The 16,913-nt window shown below is 56.6% G+C and carries 18 protein-coding genes; 2 read left to right on the top strand and 16 right to left on the bottom strand.

Annotation, left to right across the window (positions count from 1 at the left end; translation table 11 throughout):
• Positions 1–304: 304 nt before the first annotated feature.
• From AC1RSM_RS18010 to dctP, 3 genes are all read right to left on the bottom strand, one after another.
• Positions 305–1,627: a TRAP transporter large permease gene (locus AC1RSM_RS18010; RefSeq protein ID WP_492933945.1), complete on the bottom strand. Its 1,323-nt coding sequence runs from the start codon at positions 1,625–1,627 to the stop codon at positions 305–307.
• Positions 1,628–1,629: 2 nt separating this feature from the next.
• Positions 1,630–2,154 carry a TRAP transporter small permease gene (locus AC1RSM_RS18005; protein WP_492933944.1) on the bottom strand — a complete coding sequence of 175 codons (525 nt, stop codon included), beginning with the start codon at positions 2,152–2,154 and terminating at the stop codon, positions 1,630–1,632.
• A 130-nt stretch (positions 2,155–2,284) separates the two neighbouring features.
• Positions 2,285–3,259 (bottom strand): TRAP transporter substrate-binding protein DctP, encoded by a 975-nt coding sequence (gene dctP / locus AC1RSM_RS18000; protein WP_492933943.1) that lies wholly within the window; start codon positions 3,257–3,259, stop codon positions 2,285–2,287.
• A 205-nt stretch (positions 3,260–3,464) separates the two neighbouring features.
• Here dctP and AC1RSM_RS17995 point away from each other — a divergent pair, with 205 nt between their 5' ends.
• Positions 3,465–4,145: an HAD family hydrolase gene (locus AC1RSM_RS17995; protein ID WP_492933942.1), complete on the top strand. Its 681-nt coding sequence runs from the start codon at positions 3,465–3,467 to the stop codon at positions 4,143–4,145.
• A 31-nt stretch (positions 4,146–4,176) separates the two neighbouring features.
• Here AC1RSM_RS17995 and AC1RSM_RS17990 read toward each other — a convergent pair whose 3' ends face one another.
• From AC1RSM_RS17990 to AC1RSM_RS17930, 13 genes are all read right to left on the bottom strand, one after another.
• On the bottom strand, positions 4,177–4,518 hold the full coding sequence (locus AC1RSM_RS17990) for a hypothetical protein (protein WP_492933941.1): 342 nt from the start codon (positions 4,516–4,518) through the stop codon (positions 4,177–4,179).
• Between the two features lie 4 nt (positions 4,519–4,522).
• Entirely contained in the window at positions 4,523–5,158 is a 636-nt protein-coding gene (locus AC1RSM_RS17985) for an ABC-type transport auxiliary lipoprotein family protein (RefSeq protein WP_492933940.1), read from the bottom strand.
• On the bottom strand, positions 5,155–6,075 hold the full coding sequence (locus AC1RSM_RS17980) for an MlaD family protein (RefSeq protein WP_492933939.1): 921 nt from the start codon (positions 6,073–6,075) through the stop codon (positions 5,155–5,157). Before AC1RSM_RS17980 ends, AC1RSM_RS17985 begins: the two co-directional genes overlap by 4 nt.
• Complete coding sequence (locus AC1RSM_RS17975; protein WP_492933938.1) at positions 6,075–6,872, bottom strand: ABC transporter ATP-binding protein; 798 nt, start codon at positions 6,870–6,872, stop codon at positions 6,075–6,077. The genes AC1RSM_RS17980 and AC1RSM_RS17975 overlap by 1 nt, the downstream gene beginning before the upstream one ends.
• Positions 6,866–8,002 carry an ABC transporter permease gene (locus AC1RSM_RS17970; RefSeq protein ID WP_492933937.1) on the bottom strand — a complete coding sequence of 379 codons (1,137 nt, stop codon included), beginning with the start codon at positions 8,000–8,002 and terminating at the stop codon, positions 6,866–6,868. Before AC1RSM_RS17970 ends, AC1RSM_RS17975 begins: the two co-directional genes overlap by 7 nt.
• 64 nt (positions 8,003–8,066) lie before the next feature.
• Positions 8,067–8,891, bottom strand: a complete 825-nt coding sequence (locus AC1RSM_RS17965) for an NHL repeat-containing protein (RefSeq protein ID WP_492933936.1) — start codon at positions 8,889–8,891, stop codon at positions 8,067–8,069.
• Between the two features lie 12 nt (positions 8,892–8,903).
• Positions 8,904–10,199, bottom strand: coding sequence for a TRAP transporter large permease (locus tag AC1RSM_RS17960; RefSeq protein ID WP_492933935.1), 1,296 nt, complete (start codon positions 10,197–10,199; stop codon positions 8,904–8,906).
• On the bottom strand, positions 10,192–10,683 hold the full coding sequence (locus AC1RSM_RS17955; protein ID WP_492933934.1) for a TRAP transporter small permease: 492 nt from the start codon (positions 10,681–10,683) through the stop codon (positions 10,192–10,194). The genes AC1RSM_RS17960 and AC1RSM_RS17955 overlap by 8 nt, the downstream gene beginning before the upstream one ends.
• A 14-nt stretch (positions 10,684–10,697) precedes the next feature.
• Positions 10,698–11,666, bottom strand: a complete 969-nt coding sequence (locus AC1RSM_RS17950) for a TRAP transporter substrate-binding protein (protein ID WP_492933933.1) — start codon at positions 11,664–11,666, stop codon at positions 10,698–10,700.
• Positions 11,667–11,703: 37 nt separating this feature from the next.
• Positions 11,704–12,378, bottom strand: coding sequence for a hypothetical protein (locus tag AC1RSM_RS17945; protein WP_492933932.1), 675 nt, complete (start codon positions 12,376–12,378; stop codon positions 11,704–11,706).
• A gap of 196 nt (positions 12,379–12,574) precedes the next feature.
• On the bottom strand, positions 12,575–13,513 hold the full coding sequence (locus AC1RSM_RS17940) for a LysR family transcriptional regulator (protein WP_492933931.1): 939 nt from the start codon (positions 13,511–13,513) through the stop codon (positions 12,575–12,577).
• Positions 13,510–14,109 (bottom strand): RNA 2',3'-cyclic phosphodiesterase, encoded by a 600-nt coding sequence (gene thpR, locus AC1RSM_RS17935; RefSeq protein ID WP_492933930.1) that lies wholly within the window; start codon positions 14,107–14,109, stop codon positions 13,510–13,512. Before thpR ends, AC1RSM_RS17940 begins: the two co-directional genes overlap by 4 nt.
• A 43-nt stretch (positions 14,110–14,152) precedes the next feature.
• On the bottom strand, positions 14,153–15,049 hold the full coding sequence (locus AC1RSM_RS17930) for a LysR family transcriptional regulator (protein WP_492933929.1): 897 nt from the start codon (positions 15,047–15,049) through the stop codon (positions 14,153–14,155).
• 148 nt (positions 15,050–15,197) lie between these two features.
• On the opposite strand from AC1RSM_RS17930, the gene AC1RSM_RS17925 reads away from it, so the two are divergent.
• Complete coding sequence (locus AC1RSM_RS17925; RefSeq protein ID WP_492933928.1) at positions 15,198–16,766, top strand: amidase; 1,569 nt, start codon at positions 15,198–15,200, stop codon at positions 16,764–16,766.
• Positions 16,767–16,913 lie beyond the last annotated feature (147 nt).

Here is a 16,913-nt window from a genome sequence, read left to right as displayed (position 1 = left end):
GTTATCGAGCGGGGGCTATCGCAATGTTTGTAGGACAGGTTTTGGTATTCGTATCAACGCTATCTGTGTACACAAAGCAACTGGCCCCTCACCCCCAAAGCTGAATGCCTGCAAACTCTTGAAAGGCAGCGTGAACACACAGACAGACGACGGTAAAAACCGATCGACACTATCAAGCACAAAAAAAACCTGAGCTTGGCTTCTGCCGAACTCAGGTTTTTTAGTTTGAAAGTCGTTCCAAGATCTCGACTTTCTGCGTGGGACAAGCTGCTTGTTATCCCACTTTCAGGCCGACTGTTCTGCCTTATCCAATCAAACCGGGCAATCCCACTGCAATCCAAGGGATGAACAGCACCAGTGCCAGTACCGCGACTTCGATCACCAGGAAGGGGACGGCAGCACGATAGATGTGCGGCAGGCGGATGGAAGGCGGGGCCACACTTTGCATCACGATCAACAGCAAGCCAAAGGGTGGGGTCAGCAGGCCAATTTCCAAGGCGATCAAGATCATCACACCCAGCCAGACGGTGTCCACGCCAGCGGCCAGAGCCAGGGGCATGAAGAAGGGCAAGGCGATCATCATCATGGAGATTTGATCCAGCACCGTGCCAATCACCAGCAAGACCAGCAGCATGCAAATAACCAGCGCGAACGGCGACAGGTTGTAGTCTTTGATCATGCTCAGAAAACCTGCGCTGGCACCGGAGAAGCTCAGCAGTTGAGCGAAGGTGGTGGACGCAGCCAGGATGAACAAAATGACCACCGATACTTTGGCGGTTTCTATCAGGCTTTTCCACAAAGCTTTCAGGGTCAGGGCGCGGTAGGCGATGGTGGCAATCACCGAGGCCAGCACGCCGATGGCAGCCGATTCGGTAGGCGATGCCCAACCTGCCAGCATGGAGCCAACAACCGCGATAAAGATACCCAGCAAAGGTACGACGTTCAGCACGAAGGGTTTCCACAGCGCCCAGCCTTTCAGGCGGGTTGCGGGGTCTTCGTCGCTCATGGGTGCGTCTTGCGGGCGCAGGCGGCTGCGTACGATCACGTAGGCCAGGAAGCCCAGGGCCATCAGCATGCCGGGCAAGATACCGCCAATCAACAGGCGTTCGATGGAGATTCCAGCCAGGCTACCCAGCATCACTGCCAGCGCGGAAGGCGGGATCAGCATGGCGATACCGCCCACAGCCATGATGGGGCCCATTGCCATGGTGGGGTGATAGCCGCGACGCAGCATTTCAGGCAGCATGACGCCGCCCATCATGGCCGTGTTGGCGATAGACGAACCAGACAAGGTGGCGAAGGTGGTGCCGCCCAGAATACTGACGATAGACAGCTTGCCGGGAACACGCGAGATCATGCGCTCGATGGAGTCGATGGCTTTGAAGGCCAGCCCGGTATGGAATAGAACCTCACCCATCAGAATGAACAGCGGGATAGGCGTCAGGGAAAAGCTGCCGATGGAGGCCGTGGTGTTACGCGCCCACTGGGCCAAACCGGCGGCCTCGCCCAGAAACAACCAGGCGCCCAGCAAGTTAACGGATAAGAAGGCGAACACCACGGGGGTGCCAATTGCCATCAAAAGAAAAAGTGATCCGAGCATCAGGATCAGTGCCATTTGCCATTCCACGCTCAGGCTCCTTGCTCGGTGTTACGGGAGACCAGACGGCGCAGGAATTCCAGTGTCAGCAGACCAGCCCCCACCATCAGCGGCAGGTTCAACCACCACTCCGGAAAGACCAGCGCTTTAAATACCATGGCGCCTTGCTCATGCGAGTCCAGGGCGACCAGCGCACATTGCCAGGCCAGCACACCGCACACGACCAAGCCCAAGAGGTTGGAGATCGTATCCAGCACCTTCTGAGCCTTCAGGGGCAAGTTGTTGCACAGCACATCAATGCGAATATGACCGCCCAGATACAGCACCCAAGGCGCTGCCATGAAGGTGGCAATAATCAGCATGTATTCAGTCACTTCCACGCTGGTGGACAGCAGGTCGTAACCCAGGTTTCGCAGAACGACGTCAGCGCAAACCAGCAGGCTCATCAGCCCAAAAGTCAGGGCCGCCACTGCGCCGCAGGTGTTCATTAACAGGGCGTAAGGACGCCCCCAGGTCTGGTTGGAAGGCAAGCCTTCCGGGGAAGCTGCAGCAGACATCTCGTCTTCTCCGCAAATCAAGGTCACTGAACGGAACTGCACTATGCAGCCCAGGAGACACCATCAAAAAGTGGACACCGTCCTTAAAGGAGCAATGTCCACCGTCAAGCACTAACAACAGCAGTCGTGTTTAAGGCTGGTAGCCACCAAACAGTTCACGCAGTTGCGCGGCATATTTGGGGCTGGACTTGTCGATACCGGCCCAACCGGATTCGTAAGCCTTGGTACGCAAGGAACGAGCCACTTCAGGCTCCAGCACCAGAGCTTGCACACCAGCTTGCTCGGTAGCGGCTTTTTCGTCGATAGCCATCTGGTGTTCAGTCACGTTCTGCGACTCCATCCACTCGATCTGCTTACGCATAAAGGCTTTTTGTTCTTCGTCCAGCTTTTCCCAGCTTTTTTGGTTCATGAAAAAGCCCACTTCCACGTTGTAGAAACCAGGCTCTACGCGATACTTGGTTTTTTCATGCCAGCCCATTTCCATCACACCCACCGATGGCCAGCCATAGCCGTCCACCACGCCACGCTCCAGCGCGGTGTAGACCTCGCCGGGTGGAATCTGCAAAGGAGTCGCGCCGATTTCACGGAAAAAGGACAGGTACACCGGTACGCCACGCAGCTTGAAGCCAGACAAGTCTGCAGAGGTGACAGGTTTGTTGGTGTAGATGTGGTATTGCAAGCCGTCGCTTGTGCGTGCCAGCCAGGTGATATTGGCTTTTTCACGGTGAATCTTGTCCATCAGCTCGTAGCCGCCATTTTGGCGCAGCTCGCTCATGGGCTTTTCTGTCAGCGTCAAAGCCAGCGCTTCCGGCACCAGATTGGCGTGAAACACAGCCGTGGTATTGGCAAAATCGATCACGCCGGAGCGCAGGGCATTACCCACCTCGAAAGGAGGAATCGCCTCTGGACCACCGATAACATTGATCTGCACCAGGCCCTTGCCTTCTGTGTTGACCTTTTCAACGAACTGCTTGAATCGCTTGGTAAAAAAGGTGTCCATCGTAAAGACAGATACCGCTTTAAGCGTTACTTCCGCTGCCTGAGCGCCAGCCATTCCCATTGCCAGCAAAGCTGCTGCCACCACCCGAGTTGTTTTATGCACCATGACGGAATTTCCGCAGAAAGGTTTATTATGAAATTTTAGTTTAGATATAAATATATCAATAATCAATTATTTATGAGTCGGGGTTTTCACTAGGCACAGTCAGCCCTCATAGGGCGCGGCCTGCACCGGGACGCTCAATCCTGACCCAGGTCTGCCTGCTGTATCATCACAGTCTTATAGTTTTGTTGGCTTAAAGGTATTACCGATGACATTTTCTGCTGTGCTGTTTGATTGTGACGGGGTGCTGGTGGACAGCGAACCAATCACGGTTCGTGTACTGCGGGACATGTTGCAAGAGGAAGGCTGGGTCATGAGCTACGAGCAGTGCTATGACTGGTTTATAGGCAAAGCACTGCCAGATGAAATGCCCACCGTGCGCAAGATGACAGGCAAAGACCTGGATATGGAATGGGTGATGGCCTTTCGCATGCGCCGCAATCACGCCCTGAGCAACGAGGTCGTAGCGATTCCCGGCATACAAACCGCCTTGGACACCATTTTGCGTGACAAGCCCGGCATGATTGCCTGCGCCTCCGGTGCGGATCGGGCCAAACTGGTCCTGCAATTGGGGCAAACCGGCCTGCTGGATTACTTTGGCAGCCACATTTATAGCGGTGCCGAAACGCCCCGCAACAAACCCTACCCGGATGTTTATCTGGCCGCGGCCCAAGGCCTGGGCGTAGACCCAAAGCACTGTATCGTTGTGGAAGACAGCGTGACCGGTGCTACAGCAGGTCTGGCAGCAGGTGCAACGGTCTTGGGCTATTGCCCCGTTCCCGACAAAGAACAGGACTTGCGAGAAATCGGTGTGCACGACACCTTTCGCCGCATGGACGAATTACCGGCACTGATTGCCAGGCTGGAGCAAGAGCGGGTACAGGGTTGATAAAAAAGGGCGCTGAAAACAGCGCCCTTTTTTAATCTTCCAGATGGAAGGTATGCAGTATTCGATGCAGCACAGGGGCAATGATCAAGCCGAAAGTAGCGGCCAATACCAAGCTGACATACGCCCCATAAACAGCAAAAAACACTTTCCCTGCCCAGGTCTCGGGCAAGGCCATTGGGCCTAGCCCCCCTACCATCATGGCCGCGTTCAGAGCCGCATCGTGCCAATGAACATTATCTTCAAACCACATATGGCCCAATGCACCCAGCATCAGGGAAAAAGCCACAAACACAATGCCGATCACACCATGACCCAGCAGCCGTTTGGCAAACTGAACACTTGAAATCAAAGGCTGATTGCGAGACTCATACATGTCATTAAAGTGGTGGGTTTTGAACCGTCAAAGAGCCTAACCACTGGGTCACTTGCTGAGACAAGGTGTCGGTAGCGGCACCAAAGGCCTCCACCACCTGCGGCACAGCCGTGCCATCCACGTTCTGTTCCACCAAGAAGCGGCGGGTCTGGATCAACTGGCCTGATCGCTGGTCACGCAACAAGGCGTCCAGTTGAACACGTACTCGCGGGGCGCCCTGGACATACTCCACCTGGAAGGCACTTAGGGCTCCGCCCAGCTCCCAGTCGGCAATGACAGACTCGCTATCGAGTACAACGGCGCGAAATTGGGCAGCGTCACGCAAGGCATCAGCCAAACGATTGCGCAGCAAAGCAGGTACATCATCGCTCCACCGCACGCCCTTATAAGCACTCAGCTCATTGCCTTGAGGCAGGACGGTAATGCGTGAACTGGCCAACAAGCGATCCGCATGAGGCCGGTCCACCTGGATAACCAGATTCTTATGCGCGGCAGAGCTCGTCTGGGCACTCAGATCTGTCGCAGGAAGCTGGTAATAAGTCAGAGATTCGGCCTGGGGCAAGATCGAGCAAGCGGCCGACAAAGCAGCCAAACCAAGGACCGATGCCTGCAGCAAACGACGCACAACGATGGGCATCATGGTGTGAACTCCTGTAATTTGTCGCGACCCAAGAGGTAGCCAGCGGGATTATCTTCCAGCCTGGATGTCACGGCCCGGAAACCGGCCAGCACCTGACGCAGCTCTCGCAAAGCGGGCTCAATCTCGGTCAGGCCCTGAGCGCCTCGGCCAATCGCCGCCGAATTTTCTTGCAGCAGCTTGTTCAGGCTTTGCGTTGCACGGCTGAAATCTTGCATGGATTTCTGCACAGCATTCATGGCCTGTGTCCCTTGTCTATCCACCAGACCCTGGGTGGAGGCCAGCAAGGTCGTGGCCTGCTGACTGGCCTGAGACAAGTCTTTCACCAAAGCAGGTACACCTTCACCCGCCGTCGATAGCTGCCCCATCAAGGTCTCCAGTTTTTGCAAACTGGCCGACAAAGACTGGGAGTTCTCGGACGACAGGAAGTTATTGGCGTTATCCAGCAGCATGGAAATTTGCGTCATCAGCTCTTCACCGCCCGCCATCAACTGAGCCAGCGGAGAGGGCGAGGCCACGATCATGGGCAGGCCTTCTTCCGTCGTAGCTTGCAGCAAGGGGCTGTTAGGTGTGCCGCCACTCAGCTCAATGACAGACTGGCCCGTAATGCCAGCTAAGGCCAGACGCGCCTGTGTGTCTTCATGAATGGGGATGGAGGCCTGAATCGACACTTGTGCGCGTACACGCTGCAAGTCGTTCGGGTCCAGGCGCAGCAAGCGCACTTCACCGACACGCAAGCCGTTGTACTGCACGGCACTGCCACGGGACAGGCCACGGACGCCTTCCAAAAAGACGATATCGTAATCACGGGTCTCGGCATCCTGTCCTGCCTTGGCCAGCCAAAGCGAGAACAAGACAGCAGCCACAGCCACCACTAAGGTGAAGACCCCGATCAATACATGATGGGCACGCGGTTCCATTAACAATGCTCCTGACGACGGTTTTGGGCCTGTTGGGCGGCCCGTCCCCGTGGACCGTGGAAATATTCCTTGATCCAGTCGTTATCAACTTGCTCCACACGGGCCAGTGTGTCGTTAACCAGCACGCGCTTTTGCGCCAGCACGGCCACCCGATCACAAATGGTGTAGAGCGTATCCAGATCGTGTGTGACCAGAAACACAGTCAGACCCAGCGCATCACGCAAGGTCAAAATAAGCTGGTCAAAATCACCTGCACCCACCGGGTCCAGACCGGCAGTGGGTTCGTCCAGAAACAGAATTTCCGGGTCCAGTGCCAAGGCTCGGGCCAAGGCAGCACGTTTGATCATGCCACCGGACAGCTCAGCAGGATATTTGGTGGCTGCATTAGCCGGCAAACCGGCCAGCGCCATCTTCATGGCGGCAATATGTTCGGCAGAGGAGCGCGACAAGCCTATGTGTTCGATCAAAGGCATCGCAATGTTCTCCACCACGGTGAGTGATGAGAACAGGGCGCCTTGCTGAAACAAGACCCCCAAGCGACGCTCCAGACGCGAGCGCTCTTCGGGCGACAAGCTGCCGATTTCCTGATCGAAGATACGCACTGTGCCACCAGTGGGCGGGCGCAGACCCAGGATGGAGCGCAAGAGTACGGATTTCCCGGTCCCCGAGCCCCCCACCACACCGACGATTTCGCCGGGGTACACATCCATATCCAGATGTTCGTGCACCACGTGATCGCCAAAGCGATTGTCCAGATCGCGCACTTGGATAATGGCATGAGCGCTTTCCTCTACCATCCCATCTCCATGAAAAACAGCGCTGCCAGCGCGTCGATCAGAATCACGATAAAGATGGATTGAACCACCGCGGAAGTCGTGTGTTCACCCACCGACTGAGCACTGCCTGTGACTTTAAAGCCTTCCTGACAGCCAATGACGGCAATCAAAAACGCGAAGATCGGCGCTTTGGACATCCCCAGGACAAAGTGCCGCAAATCAATATCCTGATTGAAGATATTGATAAACATGGTGGGCGAAATATCCAGAATCAGAGCACAAACCAATGCACCGCCGAAAATACCGGCCACCATGCCGACAAAAGTCAGAATGGGCATGGCCAGCAGCATCGCCAGCACACGCGGGATCACCAGAATCAAGATGGGATTTAAGCCCTGAGCACGCAAGGCATCGATTTCCTCGTTCGCTTTCATGGAGCCAATCTGTGCGGTAAAGGCACTGGCCGTACGGCCGGCCATCAAAATGGCGGTTAACAGCACCGCAAATTCGCGCAGAAAGGAAAAGCCAACCAAGTTGACGGTGTAGATGGTGGCCCCAAAATCCGCTAAGACAGTCGCCCCCAGAAAGGCGATCACCGCCCCCACCAAGAAGGTGAGCAAAGCCACAATCGGAACAGCGTTAAAGGCGGTTTCTTCCAGTTGCGCCACAATGGACGTGACGCGCCATTGGCTGGGTCGCAGCATATTCAAAACCAGCGTTTCCAGCGTCAGACCAATAAAGCCCAGCAGCTCACGCACATTGCGTGTGATGTGCACCATGGCCAGACCAACCCGCTCGAACAAATCCAGAATGCCCCAGCGCGCTGGGGCCAGATGCTTCTGGTCCATACGGCTCATTGCCTTGGCAACCGTGTTCAGTAGTTGATGACGCTCTTTGGACAGACCTTGTGCGCCGTCCAGGGCAGCGTGGACGCGCTCGGCGCCCAGCCATTCACACAGGACTTGGGCACCCGCAGTATCCAGGGATTTGAGTTCGCTGAAATCCAGCGACCACTGGTCCTCTTTGTCACTGAGCGCATGCAAACTGCTTTGCAGAGCTTCATAGTGACGCAAGGACCAATCGCCCAGCAATTGCAGCTGGCCGGGAGAATCTGTACGAACATACAGAGGCGCGGACGTATTCATGCGCATAGTCTAATGGATTTGCTTTGCGAGCTTGCATAACAAAGACTACTTTTTCATCCTTTGTGGACGATTAAGCTGACTGTAAGCAAGTCAGGCAATCGGGCAGCATTTCCGCTATATAAATTCGCCCGTCCAAACCCGCAGCCAAGCCATGCCCATACACGCCATAAACACGGCAACGGCCAAGCAAACTGCCCGAATCCGGGTCAAAAAGGGATAGGGCAGCCGTTTGGTCACTAACTAAAACCGAGCCGTCCGTTTGTACCGCCACTGCCATAGGCTTGTGCATGGGGCGCAATTCACCCAAATAACGGCCTTGCCCGTCCAGATGTTGAACCCGGTTATTTTCCCGGTCTGCCACCCAGACTGAGCCATCGGCTGCGCTGGCCAGCATATGGGGCGTACTGAACTGCAAAGGCCCGCTGCCTGGTGCCCCCAGGGCAGCCAGCCATTGACGTTGCGGGTCAAAGCGATGCACCACGGTGTTGCCGTAGCCATCGCTGACCCACAATCCACCGTCCGCACATTCAATCGCATGAGTAGGGTGATTAAAAGGCTCCTGCCAGCGTGGCTGGTCCGGCTGGCCCAGTCGCCATTGCTCATTGCCTTGATTATCCAAGGCAATGATCTGATGCCCGTCCAGATCCGTGATCAAGACACCGCCTTGCGGACGGGCGCTGATGTGGTGCGGGCATAGAACCTCGTCCAGCGCCCACCGGGCGGAAACTTGACCGTCCGGCGCCAGCACCAGCACGCAGGCCGGACGCCGCAGCAAGGCTGCAATACGCCCATCGGCCAGGACCGCCACGCTGCTGATGCTGCTGACATCGGCTTGCGTCCAGACACGGTCCACCCGATAACGCTGCGAACCCAAGACCACATACGACGTTGTCATCCCACCTCCCCCTTACATGGCATTGGGCAAGACCATGACGATTTGCGGAAAGATCGTCACTAGCACCGTCGCCAGAACCAGCACCAAGAAGAACGGAAAGGCCATGCGTACCAGTTCAAACAAATTGCGCCCGGTAATGCCCTGAATCACAAATAGATTGAAGCCAATGGGCGGGGTAATCTGGGCCATCTCCACCGTCAAGATCAAGTAGATACCAAACCAGATCGGGTCAATACCGGCCGCGATGACAGCAGGCAAAAGCACCGAGGTAGTCAGCACCACAATGGAAATCCCGTCCAGGAATGCGCCCAGGATGATGAAGAAAACGGTCAGGACCGCGATCAAGCCATACTGGCTCAAGCCCAAAGAACCAATCCAGGCAGCCAGATTCGCGGGTAGGCCGGTAAAGCTCATGGCACTGGTCAGATAAGCGGCACCGATCAGGATGAAAGAGATCATGCAAGAGGTGCGAGCCGCGCCCAGCAAACTGTCCGTAAAGTTCTTCCAGCTCAAAGAGCGTCCAAAAGCAGCAATAATCAGCGAACCAACTACGCCCAGCACAGCCGCCTCGGTCGCCGTGGCAATCCCACCGTAAATTGAACCGATCACCGCCATGATCAACAAGACCACCGGCAAGAGCAAACGCAGGCGGCGGATTTTCTCGCCCAGGCTCAGCTCCTCGGTAGAGGCCGGAACACGGTCAGGATGACGGATAGACCAAATTGCAATGTAGAGCGAGAACAGACACATCAGCATGATGCCCGGCAGCACACCCGCCACAAACAGGCGAATGATGGACACCTGCGCCGCCACGGCGTAGACGATCATGACGATGGAAGGCGGGATCAGCAGCCCCAGCGTTCCAGCCCCCGCCAGGGAACCAATGCTGATGCTGTCGTCATACCCCCGCGCTTTCAGTTCCGGCAAGGAAATACGGCCGATGGTCGCGGCTGTGGCAGCAGAAGAGCCGCTAACTGCCGCAAAAATACCGCAGCCCAGCGTGTTGACGTGCACTAGGCGACCAGGCAAACGCTGCACCCACGGCCCCAGCCCGCTGAACATGTCTTCAGCCAAGCGGGTGCGATACAAAATCTCCCCCATCCAGATAAACAGGGGCAACGCCGTCAGCGCCCAACTGGCCGAGGAATCCCACGCCTTGGTGGCAAAAATAATGCCCGCTGGTGCATCTGCATACAAAATGATGGACAAAATACCGCAAGCAATCAGAACCAGCGCCACCCACACGCCACTGGCCAGCAAGGCAAGCAGAACCACAAACAGCACAATTGCCTGAGATAAATCAGCCATGTTCAGTTGCCTCCAATTCTTGACCCTGGATGACACGCAGCAAACGCCGCAGCAGCATCAAAGTCAGCAATCCCAAACCAATAGGCATGCCCAACTGCGGTACCCACAGCGGCACCGCCACCATGCCCTGGGCCACTTCCTTATAAATAAAAGACTCGTACACAAAATGAGCCGTTTCCCAGGTACACCAGGCCGACAAAAGCAGACCAAAAGTTGTGGCACCCAATTCATAGGGACGGTGCAGGCGCTGGGGGATTACCTGCAGCAACAAGGACACGCGGATATGATCGCCGCGCAACATGGCATAGGGCAGCGCCAGAAAAATGGACGCTGCCATAAACCAGCCTGCGAAATCATCCGAGGCGGGTATTTGCATGGAAAACAGGCGCGCCACGATCTGCGCGGTCACCACCACCCCAATCAAACACAGAAAGAAGGCGGCTAGTGCGCCGCAACATCTGGCCATACGTTCCAGCAAGATCATGGACGCACCTCTTTTTAGGGTTGACGGTAGTCGTCAAGCAGCTTTTGGCCATCAGCACCGGCCTTGCCCAGCCACTCCTCTGTCATGGTCTTGCCAATCGCGTGCATCTCGCCTGAAAGCTTCTCGCTCAGATTGCCCACCACCATGCCCTTATCCGCCATGGTCTGAGTCAGCTTGGAGGTCTGTTCGCGCGACATGGCCCAGCCCCGTTCCTCGGCACGCGCACCGGCGTCCAGCACGGCTTTCTGAACATTTTCAGGCAGGCGCTGGAAAGCACGCTTGTTCATGATGACAAAGCTCTGGGGGATGAAAACCTGCGCATCGTAGTAGTACTTCACGTAGTCCCAGGCTTGGGAGTCCACACCCGTGGCGGGCGAGGTCAGCATGGCATCAATAATGCCGGTGGAAAAAGCCTGTGGTACTTCCGGCGTTTGCACCGTGGTAGGCACGGCGCCCATCAAAGTCGCCAGACGACTGGTGGCTGGGCTGTAGGCACGAAAGCGCACGCCTTGCAGGTCTGCCAACTGCTCAACCGGCTTTTTGGTGTAGATACCTTGCGGTGGCCAAGGCGAACCGTAGACCAGAACAATGCCCTGCTTGTCCAGGCGCTCGGCCAGGAAAGGACGGGTCGCTTTCCAGAGTTTTTCTGACTGATCAAAAGACGAAGCCAGGAAGGGGACGCTATCGACCTCGAACAAAGGATCTTCGTTGCCAATGGCGGCCACCAGCATTTCACCAAGCTGCACCACACCTTGCTGCACACCGCGCTTTACCTCGGGGCGTTTCAGCAAGACGGAGTTTGATTGCACATTGATGTTCAGCTCACCATTGGTTGCCGCTTTAATGTCCGCCGCAAACTCGCGGGCGTTTTGCGTCAGGAAATTGCTATCGGGCTGTTCAGCCGTCATATTCCAATTAGTGGCTGCCTGAGCCGTACCGGCCAGCGCCACGACGCAAGCAAGCGAAAGTAGTTTTTTAATCATGATGGTGCTTCTCCCAAGAATTGAGGTGATGACCGCCTTATGGGCGGCTCGCATTCAGATCCGTTGATCGCAGATCCCACAACAAAGAAAACTCGGATACATCATTGCTCGCTACTCCCAGGTCCTTTTGCAGTTGCGCAGCGAACGTGCGAGCTGCCGCCGCAGTGGTCAGATCTGCCACCAGATACGGTTCCAGACGACGCTGCTGCGTATCTTCGGACGGCAAGGGGGTAGATAGGTCTGGGTCAGGTGTGAGCACACGCAAGGCCAGCAAGCCGTCGGTGTGCTGCAAGAACTCAGCACTTTGCTGAGCCAGTTGCTGGATTTGAGAAGAATCAGGCATACGCACCAACAAGACGACAGCCCCGGTGCCTGCACCGCCTAATAAGGACACTGCCATCACGCGGCGCTGGGTATTGCTCATGCGGCCAAAATTGCCGATGGACCAGTCCGTTTGCTGCTCGAAGGCCTGGCGATAGGCCTCAGTCCCAAACACTCTTAGGGATTCAGTGCGATACAAGGCCAGATACTTGCGTCCGGCCCCCTGACGCACATAGCGTCGAGACCACTGAAAGCCTGGTATGGCCGCACGTTCTGCCATGTGCTCGCGCTCATACCATTGATTGAAATCCTGCTCATGCTCCGGCGCGATATCTGTCCAGATGAACAGTTCCCCCGGTGCATCACGATCAGTACGTAAGGTAGTAGACACAAAAGCTCCCCGAATCAAGGTCATTGCACAGTCTTTATGGGAGTGTCCAATGGCGGCTAGGCAGATTCCAAACGTTTTTTTTCAGCCTGGAGCAATCGGAAAAAGCGATCAGTTACAGCGAGTGGCGCGGTATATAGCTTATCAAGCAAGCCTGCGCTCAGTACACATGCACAGGCAAGGGGAAAACCCTCAAAGGCTAAATGGCGAAGACACGGGTATCGGGTGGGGGCAAGGCCAGTCCGGGATGTTCTTGAGCAAAATGATGCATGCGTTCCAGGGCAACACCAATGACAGCCTGAGCGGTCTGCGTCAGCGGGTCAGGGCGCCAACTGGCCACCAGGCGCAAGTCGGGCAAGGTATGTTCACAAACAATTTCCTGATACAGGCCGCTATTTAATTGACGGCTGACCGCAGCCAAGGGCAAAGTCGCCACGCAGGGCTGGGCTTCAATCAACTGCATACTGGCCGCAATCGAGGACACATAGTGAATCCGGGCCTGGTCCACGGGCAAAGGCTCAAGCAACTGCACCAAGGCCAGATGCGGCTGCGATCCACGCGGGAATGTCACCAAGGGCCAGCGTTGTACCAGCTCCTGCAAGCCACTATGAGCCGGCATAGTGTCGCCCGCCATACATACCCAACCCATGCGCATGGAGCCCATGGGCAAGTTGCGAATGCCATCGCCCATAATCGGGTCCGTCTGCAAGGCCACATCGATCGTGCCGCGCTTTAACAAGTCGTGCAGGCGCAGGGTGGACTCGGCCGTCAGTTCAATTTCCAGCTCGGGGTACAAGGCATGCAACTGACGAATCAAATCCTTGAACCAGGTATGCACAATGGATTCCACTACGCCCAGACGCACTCGCCCACTCAAGCGACTGGAGCCCGCCAAGGCTTCACGCAAGTCATGTTCCATAGTCAGCATCTGCTCGGCATACTGGATGAGCTTGCGCCCGGCGGGCGTCAATCGCAGATCCCGATGGCCCCGCTCGAACAAAGTCTTTTGAAACTCGCTCTCCAGAGCCGCAATCCGTCCGGACACGGCCGCTTGCGTCAGATGCTGCTTATTGGCTGCTGCACGAAAGCTGCCCAGGCGGGCAATCCAGATAAATGTCTCCAGAAAGCGGATGTTCATGCGCCCGTCCTTTCAGGGTTCACCGTCGCAACCACATGATATTGGCTGCGCTGCTCGCCCGGCACTGACACAATCAGACCCACGCCTTCCCCCACAAAGGCCTGGACGGGTAAGGGATGGCAATGTGATTGCTCCGGAGCAATACGGGCATGGCGCAGCAAGGACACGTGCGGGCGAAAACGGCGTGGCGGCTGAGTCCAGCCCAAGGCGGTCAGCCTGTCCCAAATCTGCTCGTGCCATTGCTGTAACAAAGCCTGCGCCTGACTCTGCGACTCATCCGGCCCCGCCCAAACTACCTGGGGTTTTTCAAACACATCCCGCAGGTTCAAGTCCATCTGAATATCAGGCACCGTCCAGTGCGCCATGTCTGCCGCCAAAGTCTGCAAAGAGGAGCCAGAACTGCCGTCCAGAAAGGCGAGCGTCAAGTGAAAGTGATCGGTCTGCATTACCCGCCCGCCATACACGGCGTGCGCCTGAAGCGCTTGCTCAGCCAGATAAGCGCGGGTCTGCGCATCCGGCCACCAGCCGATAAACGCACGCAAAGATTGCTCGGAGCCTAACTGTTGCAGGTCCAAAGTGGGTAAGGGAATCGTCATGAGCCAACCCTGTAAGAAGGCGAATCAACAGACAGCGACTGGCTTAAGTCGCACACAGGCGGCGTGCCAGATCGTAAACAAGATCCAGAGCGGGCAGTTGAGTCCGCCCTGATAAGCGCACCAAGGCGTAATGGCCAGACAAAGACGCCGAGAACAGCCCCAGCGGCACCAGATCACCCGAATCAATATCGCGACGCACGGCGGCCAACACGCTCATCAAGACCATATCGCTATCGAGCACCACATCACGCTGAATACTGAAGCTATCACAACAAAAGCGCACGAAACCTTCTGGATGTCCTTGTGCCCCGAATTCAGCAATCAGACGATCCGTTAAATCATCACTGATGACCGAGCAAGCAACGGGATATTGGCTGACCGCAGCCAAATCCGGCGGCTGGTGTTGCAAGAGCGGGTGGCCTTTGCGCACCAGCATGTCGCCCTGCATAGCAGGCAAATACTCAATCTCCAGACCGCGAACGTCGGTAACGGCGCTGACATCCAGCACGACCATATCGTAGCGTTCGCGCCGTAGGCCTTCGATCAATTCCAAGGTGCGGCCAATGACCGCATCAACACGCAAACGCGGGTATTCGCCCAGTAAAGCCACCATGCATGGATGCAGCAGAACCGCCGCCGGTGTGGAGCTCAGCCCTAAGCGCAAACTGCCCGCGTCCTCGCCCTGAATCAAGGCCAGCTCGCGCTGCAGGGCTCGCCCTTCTTGCAGCAAACGGTTGGCGCGCTCCAGCAGCACCCGGCCATACGGGGTCAGAAAGCTGCGCTGGCTGCTGCGATCAAACAGCGGCACCCCCAGTTCCTGCTCCAAAGCCTGAATGCTGCGGCTAAGCGCCGACTGACTTAAATGGACGGCTTGTGCAGCCCGGTGAAAAGTACCGTGCTCGCACACGGCCACGAAGTGGCGCAGCTTGCGAAAGTCCATGCTTGTCCCCCTGCTGACGCTTGTACCGGCTTATGCACAGACCGCATCAACTTGATGATTTTTTGGCGTTTGAGCCGCGCATTGTACCTGCATAGAATGGCTTGGCCACTTGATGGCACACGCAAAAAAAAGAACACCTGGAGACAAGATGACCGACACACTGACGCCCCTGAGCGCACGCCGCCGATTTCTGAAAACAAGCGGCTTGCTGTCACTGGCAAGCCTGACCCCGATCCTGGGGCGTCACGCCATTGCCAAGCCCGTCCCCGGCCCTGGGCAGGCGCAAGACATCATCATGGCCGATGCTTTGACACTGTCTAACTGGATAGCACAACGCCAAGTGTCCTGCCGTGAAGTGATGGTGGCTTATCTGGACCATATCGAACGGATCAATCCCAAGGTCAACGCCATTGTGTCTTTACAGGATCGCAGCGGTTTGCTGGCCCAGGCTGATGAGCGCGACAAGCAATTACAAGCCGGTCAGTACTTGGGCTGGATGCACGGTATGCCGCAAGCGCCGAAAGACCTAGCTGCCACCGTTGATATTGTCACCACCAATGGCTCCCCCATTTTCAAAGACTACCTGCCCAAGCAAGACGCCATCATCGTCGAACGGGTTCGGCGCTCGGGAGCCATCTTGATCGGCAAGACCAACACCCCGGAATTTGGCCTGGGCTCGCACACCTACAACAGCGTATTTGGCACCACCGGCAACGCCTACGCCCCCGATCTTTGCGCGGGGGGCAGTAGCGGAGGCGCGGCCGTTGCCCTGGCCACGCGCATGCTGCCGGTTGCCGATGGCAGCGACATGATGGGTTCATTGCGCAACCCTGGCGCATTCAACAACGTCTACGGTTTTCGACCCTCGCAAGGCCGCGTACCCTATGGCCCGACCTCCGACGTGTTCTACCAGCAAATGGGCTACGAAGGCCCGATGGGACGTACCGTCTCCGACCTAGCCATGCTGCTGTCCACCCAAGCCGGGTTTGATGAACGCACCCCGCTCAGCATTAATCAGGACCCAAGACAATTTGCTGGCCAACTCCAGCGGGACTTCAAAGGGACACGTATCGGCTGGCTGGGCGACTTCAACGGCTATCTGCCCATGCAGGCCGGCATCATGGAACTGTGCCAAACCGCCTTAAAGAGCTTCCAGGCCATAGGCTGCACCGTCGAAGCAGCTCAACCCGACTACTCCATGGAACAACTGTGGCAAACCTGGCTAACCCTGCGTCACTTTCTGGTAGCCGGCACCGCACAAGGCCTGTACGCCAAACCTGAACTTCGCGCCCAAATGAAGCCCGAAGCCATCTGGGAGATTGAAGGCGGCATGAACCTGAGCGCTGCCCAGGTCTACCAGGCATCCGTCAACCGCAGCAAATGGTACGAAAGCCTGCGCAAACTATTCCAGACCTACGACTATCTGGTCCTGCCTACTGCCCAAGTTTTCCCTTTCGCAGGCGGCACCCACTGGCCCACCGAGATCGCCGGACGCCAGATGGACACCTACCACCGCTGGATGGAAATTGTGATTGGCGGCTCCCTGGCAGGCTTGCCCGTCATGAACGTGCCAGCAGGCTTTAACGAAGCCGGACTGCCCATGGGCCTGCAAATCATGGGGCCAGCCCAGGCAGACCTGGCCGTGTTGCAACTGTCCTACGCCTACGAACAAGCGACCCAATGGGTACAAAAGCACAAACCGGCTTTGCTGGGTTAAGCCCGCCCAAGGCAGCGATCCACAAAAATGGAGCAAACCCTGTACCTACGCCACGGGATAGGGGCGTAGAAGCGCCCTAACAGCTACACAGGCAGGCTATTGCACGAGATAGCCTGCCTGCGCTCCAACATTCCGTTTACAAAGCCT

Source organism: Alcaligenes sp. GW821-FHT11D07 (assembly GCF_058808495.1).
The sequence above is the reverse complement of the archived record's forward strand: the minus strand, read 5'-3'. Positions and strand labels throughout refer to the sequence as shown.